General features: G+C 48.8%; 1 pseudogene. It reads right to left on the bottom strand.

Annotation, left to right across the window (positions count from 1 at the left end):
* Nucleotides 1–419: pseudogene (locus tag SOP95_RS31630) on the bottom strand (glycosyltransferase); the annotation flags it as partial.
* Between the last annotated feature and the right edge of the window lie 34 nt (nt 420–453).

The raw sequence follows: 453 nt of genomic DNA, 5'->3' as shown, positions 1-453 counted from the left end.
AAGCTGACCAGGGCAAGCAACCCTCCTCCCATTACCATCAAGCGAAGAGGAACCTTCGAGTGATTGGTAATTCCCAACATAGCGATGTCATACAAGGTGTAGAAATTGTTTTTTGTAATCCCGCGTTGACGCCGAGGTTGCTTGAAGGGAACAGTGGCGATAGGAAAACCAATCTCACACAACAAACCGCGAAAATAGGGATACGGATCATCGACCTTCTTCAGGATATCCAGCACCGCGCGATCAAATAATCCTGCGCCCGTGGCATTTTGAACAAGTGGCACTTCAGAAATACGAGAAACGAATCGGTAGTAGGTTTTCCTGAGGAAAAACATGACCGGCGACTCTTCACTCTCGGGCTTGACTGCCAGGACAGTCTTGAAACCGGCCTCCCATTTCTTGACAAACTCTTCGATCATTTCCGGTGGGTCCTGAAGATCGGAGGCTATCAGT

The organism is Pseudomonas sp. YuFO8, assembly GCF_035065025.1.
GTDB classification, from domain to species: domain Bacteria; phylum Pseudomonadota; class Gammaproteobacteria; order Pseudomonadales; family Pseudomonadaceae; genus Aquipseudomonas; species Aquipseudomonas putida_AE.
This window is presented reverse-complemented; position numbering and strand designations above follow the sequence as displayed.